The sequence below is a fragment of the Rhodosalinus sp. K401 genome, assembly GCF_041365735.1.
Taxonomy (GTDB): Bacteria; Pseudomonadota; Alphaproteobacteria; order Rhodobacterales; family Rhodobacteraceae; genus Rhodosalinus.
This window is the reverse complement of sequence record NZ_JBGFSI010000006.1, coordinates 183,965-193,428: the sequence shown is the minus strand read 5'-3', so window position 1 is coordinate 193,428 and position 9,464 is coordinate 183,965. Positions and strand designations below refer to the sequence as shown.

General features: G+C 69.1%; 9 protein-coding genes. 5 read left to right on the top strand and 4 right to left on the bottom strand.

Going from position 1 to position 9,464, the window contains the following annotated elements; all coding sequences use genetic code 11:
• Window positions 1-28: 28 nt before the first annotated feature.
• Together msrQ and msrP are read right to left on the bottom strand one after the other, a co-directional pair.
• Window positions 29-655: a protein-methionine-sulfoxide reductase heme-binding subunit MsrQ gene (gene msrQ / locus AB6A66_RS09410; protein ID WP_371039224.1), complete on the bottom strand. Its 627-nt coding sequence runs from the start codon at window positions 653-655 to the stop codon at window positions 29-31.
• Window positions 655-1,560 carry a protein-methionine-sulfoxide reductase catalytic subunit MsrP gene (msrP, locus tag AB6A66_RS09405; protein ID WP_371039225.1) on the bottom strand — a complete coding sequence of 302 codons (906 nt, stop codon included), beginning with the start codon at window positions 1,558-1,560 and terminating at the stop codon, window positions 655-657. The genes msrQ and msrP overlap by 1 nt, the downstream gene beginning before the upstream one ends.
• Before the next feature lie 289 nt (window positions 1,561-1,849).
• Here msrP and AB6A66_RS09400 point away from each other — a divergent pair, with 289 nt between their 5' ends.
• The 3 genes from AB6A66_RS09400 (at window position 1,850) to AB6A66_RS09390 (ending at window position 3,576) form a co-directional block, all read left to right on the top strand.
• Window positions 1,850-2,290: a DUF302 domain-containing protein gene (locus AB6A66_RS09400; RefSeq protein WP_371039226.1), complete on the top strand. Its 441-nt coding sequence runs from the start codon at window positions 1,850-1,852 to the stop codon at window positions 2,288-2,290.
• Window positions 2,291-2,514: 224 nt separating this feature from the next.
• Complete coding sequence (locus AB6A66_RS09395; RefSeq protein ID WP_371039227.1) at window positions 2,515-2,991, top strand: fasciclin domain-containing protein; 477 nt, start codon at window positions 2,515-2,517, stop codon at window positions 2,989-2,991.
• Window positions 2,992-3,081: 90 nt separating this feature from the next.
• Entirely contained in the window at window positions 3,082-3,576 is a 495-nt protein-coding gene (locus tag AB6A66_RS09390; protein WP_371055668.1) for a fasciclin domain-containing protein, read from the top strand.
• A 76-nt stretch (window positions 3,577-3,652) separates the two neighbouring features.
• Here AB6A66_RS09390 and clpB read toward each other — a convergent pair whose 3' ends face one another.
• On the bottom strand, window positions 3,653-6,277 hold the full coding sequence (gene clpB, locus AB6A66_RS09385) for an ATP-dependent chaperone ClpB (protein WP_371055667.1): 2,625 nt from the start codon (window positions 6,275-6,277) through the stop codon (window positions 3,653-3,655).
• 191 nt (window positions 6,278-6,468) lie between these two features.
• On the opposite strand from clpB, the gene pyrF reads away from it, so the two are divergent.
• Window positions 6,469-7,158, top strand: a complete 690-nt coding sequence (gene pyrF, locus AB6A66_RS09380; protein ID WP_371039231.1) for an orotidine-5'-phosphate decarboxylase — start codon at window positions 6,469-6,471, stop codon at window positions 7,156-7,158.
• A 79-nt stretch (window positions 7,159-7,237) separates the two neighbouring features.
• On the top strand, window positions 7,238-8,491 hold the full coding sequence (locus AB6A66_RS09375; protein ID WP_371055666.1) for a DNA polymerase IV: 1,254 nt from the start codon (window positions 7,238-7,240) through the stop codon (window positions 8,489-8,491).
• Window positions 8,492-8,495: 4 nt separating this feature from the next.
• Here AB6A66_RS09375 and AB6A66_RS09370 read toward each other — a convergent pair whose 3' ends face one another.
• Window positions 8,496-9,359, bottom strand: coding sequence for an N-formylglutamate amidohydrolase (locus AB6A66_RS09370; protein WP_371039233.1), 864 nt, complete (start codon window positions 9,357-9,359; stop codon window positions 8,496-8,498).
• Window positions 9,360-9,464: the final 105 nt, after the last annotated feature.

Genomic DNA, 9,464 nt, shown 5'->3' with positions numbered 1-9,464 from the left:
GGGTCGTGACCTAGCGGCAAGCGGCGGTTCAGGCCGAGTCGGCGCGCCACAGACCGCGGCCCGCGCCGCGCGGGCGCAGCCGCAACGCCAGCAACGCCACAATCGCCCCCATGTAGAACAACGGCTCGAGCTGGAGCCCCTTGGACAGCATGACGAAGTGCAGCGCGCCAAGCACCGCAACCGCATAGGTCACGCGATGCAGGCGCCGCCACATGGCGGCCCCCAGACGGCGCACGGCCCAGTCGTTCGAGGTAAGCGCGAGCGGAACCATGAGCAGGAAGGCGCCCATGCCGATGGTGATGTAGGGGCGTTTCAGGATGTCCGACCAGACCCGCGCCGGATCCTGAACGTCGAGCAGCAGCCAGACGGCGAGGTGCAGCGCGACATAGGTGAACGCGATGAGGCCCAAAGCCCGGCGAAAGCGCAGCAGGTTCACGCCGAGATGCCGGCGCAGAGGCGTGATCGCGAGCCCCGCGATCAGGAACTGCAGCGCGTAAAGGCCGAGGCGGTGCTCCAGGACCTCCACCGGCTCCACGCCCAGCCCGCCCGTGGCCCCGGCCCAGAAGAGCCACGGCACGGGCGCGAGCGCCACGGCCCAGACCGCCCAGACCGGGACGCGCCGCGCCCCGGCAGAGATCGCCCGCGCGAGCGCCATCAGAAGAACTTCGTGAGGTCCATGCCGGCGTAAAGGGGCGCCACCTCATCGGCGTAACCGTTGAACATGAGCGTGGGCTGGCGCGCCGAGAAGAGCCCGCCGCCGATGCGCCGCTCGGTCGCCTGGCTCCAGCGCGGATGGTCGACCTCGGGGTTCACGTTGGAATAGAAGCCGTATTCGCGCGGATTGGCCTTGTTCCAGCTCGTGGGCGGCTCTTCCTCGGTCAGCGTGATCCGCACCACGGACTTGATCGACTTGAAGCCGTATTTCCACGGCACCACGAGGCGGAGCGGCGCGCCGCTCTGGTTGGGAAGATCGCGGCCGTAGATGCCGGTCGCCATGATGGTAAGCGGGTGCATCGCCTCGTCGAGGCGAAGGCCTTCGACATAGGGCCAGTCGAGCACCGGGAAACGCGTGCCCGGCATCTCCTCGCGGTTCAGGTAGGTCTCGAACGCCACGTATTTCGCGCCGGGCTGGACGCCCGCCATATCGAGCAGGTCCGCCAGCTCGAAACCGTTCCACGGCACGACACGCGACCACGCCTCCACGCAGCGGAAACGGTAGATCCGCTCCTCCATCGTCATCCGCGCGAGGATATCCTCGAACGCGTAGTCCGCCGGGCGGTCCACCATCCCGTCGATCCGGATCGACCAGGGCGACACCGTCATCTGCCCGGCGCGGCGCGCGGGATCCTTCTTGTCCGTGCCGAACTCGTAGAAATTGTTGTAGGTGGTGATCTCTTCCCAGCTGTTGGACTCAAGATCCTCCGCGGCGGCCTCGGCAAGGGGGGCGAGGCCCGCCAGCCCCAGCGCCGCGCCGCCCGCGATCAGGCCGCGGCGGCTGATCCAGGCGCCTTCCGGCGTCACGTCATTCTCCGTCAGGTCGTTCTTCCAGCGGTGGGACATGGGGCTCTCCCTGATCCAGTTATCGCTCGCAACATAGGTTACGCCGCCGCGCCGCCCAATGCACGGCGCGTCACGATGGCGTTGGGATCGGCAGAGGCGCGGTGTCACGGTCGCAAGCCCCGTGGTGATGCAGCGCCCGCTCGCGGGCTGGCCATCGGCTGCGAAGCCGGTTGGCCGGGTCGCCCGCATGTTGATTTGCCTCAATGTCACGCGGCCGCGGGGGCCTTACCGTCAAGACCGGATTGGCGGCCCGGTCCCTCCGCGCCGCGCACCTTTCTGGGAGGACACCATGACCGCATTCGCCCGCGCAGCCGCCGCGCTGTGCCTTGCCGCCGGCCCGGCCCTTGCCGAGGACATCGTCACCTACGACACGGATCTGTCCTACGGCGATGTCGTGTTCGGGCTCGAGAACGCGATCCTCGACGAGGGGCTGGTGATCGACCACACCAGCCATGTGGGAGACATGCTGGCGCGCACCCGCGAGGATGTGGGCTCGGACGTGCAGCTCTACGAGGCCGCGGACGTGTTCGGCTTCTGCTCGGCCAAGGTCTCCCGCAGCGTGATGGAGGCCGATCCGATGAACGTGGCATACTGCCCCTACCATATCTTCGTGGTGCAGCAGGCAGGCGAGGACCGGGTGATGATCGGCTATCGCGGCTTCCCCGACGGACCGATGCAGGAAGTCGAGGATCTTCTGGACAGGATCACGCGCGCAGCCATCGCCGAGTAACCGGCGATCACGGCGGATCACGAAAATTTAAGTCGAAACCTGCGAGGCACCGCGCTTAGCGCGCCGTCTTGCGACGTCAAGCCGCATCGGCGGAAATCCCCGGTGAACCGGACCGGTCCGCGTGCCGTAGTCTGCAACGGATGATCGGTGCGGCACGCCGCCGCCCCGGCACCAAGGCCTGCGCCATCGAGCGCAGGGACATGACGTTCAAGGAGGAAACTCGAATGTTCCGCAGAACTTTCTTCGCGATGACCGCTGCAACCGCCCTGGCCGCGCCGGCCTTCGCCGACAACCACATGGGCAAGGACATCGTCGACACCGCGGTCGAGGCCGGCAGCTTCACCACGCTCGCGGCCGCACTCGAGGCGGCAGGCCTCGTCGAGACGCTGAAGGGCGAAGGCCCGTTCACCGTCTTCGCGCCGACCGATGACGCCTTCGCGGCGCTGCCCGAGGGCACCGTCGAGGGCCTGCTCGAGGATACCGATGCGCTGACCGCGATCCTCACCTACCATGTCGTGCCGGGCAAGGTCATGTCGGGCGATCTGTCGGACGGCATGATGGCCGAGACCGTGAACGGCCAGTCGGTGACCATCGGCACCGAGGGTGGCGTGACCGTGGACGGCGCGAGCGTCATCCAGGCCGACGTGGAAGCCTCGAACGGCGTCATCCACGTGATCGACGCGGTTATCCTGCCGGAGTGATCCGGCGCGAACCGCAACGATCTTTTGGCGCGGGGCGGCTCAGCCGCCCCGCCGTCGTATCCTGACAGTGCATTTCGAAAGGAGACAGTGATGAACCGCCGTTTCGCACTTCGCGCCCTCGCCGCCACGGGCCTCGCCGCGGGCCTCGCCGCCTGCGCACCGACGCCGAGCCAGCCCGATATCGTCGGCGTCGCCGCGTCGAACGACCAGTTCTCGACCCTTGTGACCGCGGTGCAGGCCGCCGGCCTCGTGGAGACGCTTCAGGGCCCGGGGCCCTTCACGCTCTTCGCGCCGACGAACGCGGCATTCGAGAAACTGCCCGCCGGCACGGTCGAGTCGCTTCTCCAGCCGGAGAACCGCGACCAGCTCGTGAGCGTTCTGACCTACCACGTCGTCCCCGGCGCGGTGACGTCCGACCAGCTTGCCGGCAAGCGCCTCAGCGCCGAGACCGTGCAGGGCCAAAGCCTTCACATCAACGCGACAGGCAGCGCCGTGCATGTCGAGAACGCCCGCGTCACGCAGGCCGACATCTCGGCATCGAACGGTGTCATCCACGTGATCGACACGGTGCTTCTGCCCGAGTGAGCCGCCGGTCCGGCGCGTGGAAAAAGGCCCCCCGGCAATCGCGGGGGGCCCGTCCGTTTTCGCAAGCCTGCAAGCGTCAGTGCAGGACTGCGTCCTGCGGCGGCTCGCTTCCGGAACTGGCGACATGCCCGCCGATCTCCAGCCCGTCCGGGCCGGCCGTCACCGTCAGCACATCGCCGTCGCGCACGTCGCCGGCCAGCAGCTTCTCGGCCAGCGGATCCTGCAACGCGCGCTGGATCACCCGCTTGAGCGGCCGTGCGCCGAAGACCGGGTCATAACCCTCGTCGGCGAGCCACTTGCGCGCCGTGTCGTCGAGCTCCAGCCGGATCTTGCGGTCCGCGAGACGCCGCGCGAGGCGCGAGAGCTGGATGTCCACGATGCCGGTCATGTCCTCGCGGTCCAGCCTGTCGAAGACGATGATCTCGTCGAGCCGGTTCAGGAACTCGGGGCGGAAGTGGTTGCGTACCGCCTCCATCACCTCGGCCTTGGCGGCCCCCGGATCGGCGCCCTCGGGCAACTGGCTCAGCGCCTGACTGCCGAGGTTCGACGTCAGCACGATGAGCGTCTGCTTGAAGTCCACCTTGTGGCCCTGCCCGTCGGTGAGCTGACCGTCGTCCAGCACCTGGAGCAACACGTTGAACACGTCCGGGTGCGCCTTCTCCACCTCGTCGAAGAGCAGCACCTGGTAGGGCCTGCGGCGCACCGCCTCGGTCAGCACACCGCCTTCCTCGTAGCCGACATAGCCCGGCGGCGCGCCGATCAGGCGGGCGACGGAGTGCTTCTCCATGAACTCCGACATGTCGATGCGAACCATCGCGCCCTCGTCGTCGAAGAGGAAGTCGGCAAGCGCCTTCGTGAGCTCGGTCTTGCCCACGCCGGTGGGGCCGAGGAACAGGAAGGAGCCGAGCGGCCGGTTCTCGTCCTGCAAGCCGGCACGCGCCCGGCGCACGGCGTTCGACACCGCCCGCACCGCCTGCGCCTGGCCGACCACCCGGGCGTGAAGCTCCTGCTCCATGCGCAGCAGCTTATCGCGCTCGCCCTCAAGCATCTTCGACATCGGGATGCCGGTCCAGCGTTCGACCACCGCAGCGATCTGCTCGGGGCGCACGGCCTCCTCGACCATCACGTCGGCCTCGCCCTCGACGGCCTCGGCCTCGGCGAGCTGCTTCTCGAGCTGCGGGATGACCCCGTAGCTGAGCTCGCCCGCACGCGTGAGGTTGCCCTCGCGCTTGGCCTGCTCGAGCTCGTTGCGCGCCTGGTCGAGCTGTTCCTTCAGCCCGCGCGCCGAGGCGAGCTTGTCACGCTCGGCCTGCCATTTCGCGGTCATCTCGGCTGACTGCTCCTGCAGGTCCGAAAGCTCCTTTTCCAGCTTCTCCAGCCGGTCGCGCGAAGCCTGGTCGTCCTCCTTCTTCAGCGCCTCGGCCTCGATCTGCATCTGCAGGATCTGCCGGTCGAGCGCATCGAGTTCCTCTGGCTTGGAGTCGACCTCCATCCGCAGCCGCGATGCCGCCTCGTCCATGAGGTCGATCGCCTTGTCGGGCAGGAAGCGGTCGGTGATGTAGCGGTCGGACAGCTGCGCCGCGGCCACCAGCGCGGAATCCGAGATCCGCACCCCGTGGTGCAGCTCGTACTTCTCCTTGATGCCGCGCAGGATCGAGACCGTGTCCTCGACCGTCGGTTCCGCCACGAAGAGCGGCTGGAAGCGCCGGGCGAGCGCCGCGTCCTTCTCGACATGCTTGCGATACTCGTCGAGCGTGGTGGCGCCGACGCAGAGAAGCTCCCCGCGCGCGAGCGCCGGCTTGAGAAGGTTCGACGCGTCCATCGCCCCGTCGGCCTTGCCCGCGCCCACGAGCGTGTGCATCTCGTCGATGAAGAGGATGATCTCTCCCGCCGCCGCGGTGACCTCCGAGAGGATCGCCTTCAGACGCTCCTCGAACTCGCCGCGGTATTTCGCGCCGGCGATGAGCGCGCCCATGTCGAGCGCCAGAAGCTTCTTGTCCCTCAGGCTTTCGGGCACGTCGCCGTTCACGATCCTCAGCGCAAGGCCCTCGGCGATGGCGGTCTTGCCGACGCCGGGATCGCCGATGAGAACCGGGTTGTTCTTGGTGCGCCGCGACAGCACCTGCATCGCCCGGCGGATTTCCTCGTCGCGGCCGATGATCGGGTCGATCTTGCCCTCGGCCGCGGCCTCGGTCAGGTCGCGGGCGTATTTCTTCAGCGCGTCATAGCCCTCTTCCGCGCTCTCGGTGTCGGCGGTGCGGCCCTTGCGCAGGTCGTTGATCGCCTCGTTGAGCTTCTGCGGGTTCACCGCACCGGCGTCGAGCGCGTCTTTCGCGGGCGAGCGCACCAGCGCGAGCGCGGTCAGGATGCGTTCCACGGGGACGAAGCTGTCGCCCGCCTTCTTGGCAAGCTTCTCCGCCTCGTCGAGCACCTTGGCGGTCTGGGTGTCGAGATACATCTGCCCGGCCCCGTCGCCCGAGACCTTGGGCAGCTTGGCCAGCCCGGCCTCCGCCGCCTCGAGCACGCGCTCCGGCGCGCCGCCGGCGCGGCGGATTAGATTTGCGGCGAGCCCCTGCTCGTCGTCCATCAGCGCCTTGAGCAGATGCTCGGGGCCGAGTTTCTGATGTCCCTCGCGCACCGCGATGGTCTGTGCCGCCTGGACGAAACCGCGCGAGCGTTCCGTGAACTTGGACAAGTCCATGGGTCTTTTCTCCTTTCATCAAGCACCCTTGCCGGGGCCGCCCGCCTTGCGGCACGCCCCCCATCGGGCCTTCTGTTGCAAGATGGCGACACCCCATCGGGGCTTCAAGACGCGGGCCGCGCGTTTTTTCGCCGGCTTGCTCCCGCGCGCGCTTTGCGGCAAGCGGGACACGTGACAGGAAGGGGACCCGCATGAGCGACGACCGCCTCATCGTGGCGCTGGACGTGCCCGACGCGCATACCGGCCTCACCCTCGCGCAGCGCTTGGGCGACGCGGTGGGCTTCTACAAGATCGGGCTCGGCATGCTCACGGGCGGGGGCCTTGCGCTCGCCAACGAGCTGAAGGGTGAGCACGGCAAGCGCATCTTCCTCGACATGAAGCTCTTCGACATCGGCGCCACGGTCGAGGCGGCGGTGCGCGGGCTGGCGCGGTTCGATCTCGATTTCCTGACGGTTCACGGCGATCCTCATGTCGTCCGCGCCGCGAAGGCGGGCGCGGCCGGGTCCGGGATGAAGATCCTCGCGGTCACGATCCTGACCTCGCTCGACCGTGCGGATCTCGACGCGAGCCTCATCCGGGCGGGCGCGGTTCCCGACCTCGTGGTGGAGCGCGCCGCGCGGGCCTTCGAGGCCGGGGCGGACGGCGTCATCGCGAGCCCGCAGGAAGCGGCGATGATCCGCGCGCGGCCCGAGGCGGCGGGCCGGCTTATCGTGACGCCCGGGGTGCGGCCCCCGGGCGCGGGCCTGGGCGACCAGAAGCGCGTGGCCACGCCGGCGCAGGCCATCGGCGCCGGCGCCGACCACATCGTCGTCGGCCGCCCCGTCTGGCAGGCGGCGGACCCGCGCGCCGCGGCGGAGGCGATCCTTTCCACCCTGCCCTGAGCCGCCCGGGATCGCGCCTCGGGGAATCGCGCGCCCCGAAGACCCTGTGCGCGCCGCCGCGCAATGCTATGATCGCGCCATGCCCGCCCTCTGCCGCGACTGCCTGACCACCTTCGAGACCGGACGTCGCTGCCCTGCCTGCGGGCGGCCGCGGGTCACGTCGCATCCCGAACTCTTCGAGCTGTCCATCGCCCACATGGACTGCGACGCCTTCTACGCCAGCGTCGAGAAACGCGAGAACCCCGAGCTGGCCGACCGGCCGCTCATCATCGGCGGCGGCCGGCGGGGCGTCGTCTCCACCGCCTGCTACGTCGCCCGGATCCGCGGCGTGCGCTCGGCCATGCCGATGTTCAAGGCGCTGGAGCTCTGCCCCGAGGCGGTGGTGATGAAGCCGCGGATGGATCTCTACGCCGAGGTCAGCCGCGCGATCCGCGCGATGATGACGGAACTCACCCCCGCGGTGGAGCCGCTGTCGCTCGACGAGGCGTTCCTCGATCTCTCGGGCACCGAGCGGCTGCACGGGCACCCGCCCGCCGTGATGCTCGCGCGGCTCGTCCGGCGAATGAAGGACGAGCTGGGCGTCACTGGCTCGATCGGGCTTTCGCACAACAAGTTCCTCGCCAAGGTGGCCTCCGACCTCGACAAGCCGCAGGGATACTCGGTCATCGGACGGGCCGAGACGCAGGATTTCCTGCACGACCGGCCCGTGCGCCTCATCTGGGGCGTGGGCGAGGCGGGGCAGGAGGCGCTCGCCCGCGCCGGCATCCACCGTTTCAGCGATCTGCGCCGCTGGGAGAAACCGGCGCTCGAGGCGCGCTTCGGGTCCATGGGCGGGCGGCTCTGGCATCTCGCGCGGGGCGAGGACACGCGCCGCGTCTCGGCCGACGGGCCGGTGAAGTCGATCTCCAACGAGACGACCTTCGGGGAGGACACCGCCGACCCGGATCTGCTGGACGGGCATCTGTGGCGCATGTCGGAGAAGGTGTCGGACAGGGCGAAGGCCAAGGATCTGGCGGGCCGCGTCGTCACGCTGAAACTGAAACGCGCCGATTTCCGGACCGTGACGCGCCGCCAGTCCCTGCGCGACGCAACCCAGCTCGCCGACCGGATCTACCGTACCGCGCGCGGACTTCTGGACGCGGCGGGGGCGGACGGGCCCTACCGATTGCTGGGCGTCGGCCTGTCCGAGCTCTGCCCGGCGGCCGAGGCCGAGCGGTCGGGCGACCTGCTCGACCCACAGGCGGCGCGGCGCGGACAGGCCGAGCGCGCGGCCGACACGATCCGCGCCCGGTTCGGACCGGCGGCGATCCTGAAGGGGCGGTCCTTGCGCTAGCGCCTCACTCGGCCGCGAGCGGCCGCGCCTCCGCCTCTCCGATCGCCGCGATGTCCGCGATCACGCCGCGCAGAAGGTCGCGGAAGGCGTTGAAGTTCGCGTTGGGCCGGATCACCTGCTCGTTCATGTAGAGCGCGCGGTCGATCTCGATCTGGACGGCGTGCTGGTTGCGCGAGGGGCGCCCGTAGTTCTGCGCGATGTAGGCGCCGGCGAAGGGCGCGTTGCGCACCACGACCAGCCCCGCGGCGGAAAACGCCGCCTCGATCCGGTCCACGATCTCGGCCGAGGCCGAGGCGCCGAACCTGTCGCCCAGCACGATCTCGGGCCGGCGGGCGCCGGCGCGCGTGATGCCGTCCACCGCCTCATGGGGCATGGAATGGCAGTCCACCAGGATCGCCCGGCCGAAAAGACCGTGGGCCTGCGACAGCTGGTGCTGCAACTCGCCGTGATAGGGCCGCCAGTAAAGCGAGATGCGCCGCTGCGCCTCTTCCAGGGGTATCTTGCCGCGATAGATTGCGCGGCCGTTGGCGACCACGCGCGGGATCACCCCGAGGCCCGAGGACACCCGCGGGTTGTGGCTCGTCCGGCGCACGCCTTCGATGAGCGCCGGGTCGAGCTCCTCGGCGGAGCGGTTCAGGTCCACGAAGGCGCGCGGCACACCCGCCTTGAGCAGGGGCGCGCCGAAGTCCGGCGCGCATTCGAAGAGCCTGTCGACATAGGCGTCCTCCGACGAGCGTATGGAATGCTCGTCGAGAACGGTCCGGCGCAGGAAGCTCCAGGGATAGTCCCGTCCACTATGGGGAGAGGCGAAGACGACGCACGATGTGCGCTGCCTCGGATGGCTGATCTGGTACGGCGAATGGGCCACGCGTTTCTCCCTGCTGAGGGTGATGATAGCGCGATTGCACACCCTGCCAAAAGACCTTGATCCACCCCACGACTCCTTTTATAGAGCGCGCTACCGGCGCGGACA

What these genes read in the sequence shown, in the direction of transcription:
- AB6A66_RS09390 (WP_371055668.1), top strand. Translation starts at nt 3,082, where the DNA reads ATGAACCGCCGTTTCGCACTTCGCGCCCTCGCCGCCACGGGCCTCGCC.
- msrP (WP_371039225.1), bottom strand. Translation starts at nt 1,560, where the DNA reads ATGTCCCACCGCTGGAAGAACGACCTGACGGAGAATGACGTGACGCCG.
- msrQ (WP_371039224.1), bottom strand. Translation starts at nt 655, where the DNA reads ATGGCGCTCGCGCGGGCGATCTCTGCCGGGGCGCGGCGCGTCCCGGTC.
- AB6A66_RS09395 (WP_371039227.1), top strand. Translation starts at nt 2,515, where the DNA reads ATGTTCCGCAGAACTTTCTTCGCGATGACCGCTGCAACCGCCCTGGCC.
- pyrF (WP_371039231.1), top strand. Translation starts at nt 6,469, where the DNA reads ATGAGCGACGACCGCCTCATCGTGGCGCTGGACGTGCCCGACGCGCAT.
- AB6A66_RS09375 (WP_371055666.1), top strand. Translation starts at nt 7,238, where the DNA reads ATGCCCGCCCTCTGCCGCGACTGCCTGACCACCTTCGAGACCGGACGT.
- AB6A66_RS09400 (WP_371039226.1), top strand. Translation starts at nt 1,850, where the DNA reads ATGACCGCATTCGCCCGCGCAGCCGCCGCGCTGTGCCTTGCCGCCGGC.
- clpB (WP_371055667.1), bottom strand. Translation starts at nt 6,277, where the DNA reads ATGGACTTGTCCAAGTTCACGGAACGCTCGCGCGGTTTCGTCCAGGCG.